Genomic DNA, 328 nt, shown 5'->3' on the forward strand with positions numbered 1-328 from the left:
GCGCGATAGCCCTCTTTATTTGTTGTTGAGTACTTTAAAGTTTCTCCCGAAGGGCAAAGGTAACAATCAAAGTGTTCATCGTAAACATAGTCATGTTTGCGAAAGAATCCTTCTTTTGTACGAGGACGTGTATAGGGTAAAGCAGGTGTGATTTCTTTGTTAAATAGGTAGCTTGTAATCGCTGGTGTTTTATAAGCTGCATCTGCGGCAACTGCTTCTGGTTTTCCAACTTTCTCAATTCACTTGCTCAACAAGTGGCTCCAAAACATGACTGTCATGTGTATTACCAGGTGTTACAATCGTTCCCAATACAAAACCGTTGCCGTCT

Annotated in this window: 1 pseudogene; it reads right to left on the reverse strand. The window is 41.2% G+C overall.

Annotated elements, in window-relative coordinates:
* Nucleotides 1-328 (reverse strand): annotated as a pseudogene (locus AS888_RS25825) (transposase); the annotation flags it as partial.

This window comes from Peribacillus simplex (assembly GCF_001542915.1).
Classification (GTDB): domain Bacteria; phylum Bacillota; class Bacilli; order Bacillales; family DSM-1321; genus Peribacillus; species Peribacillus simplex_B.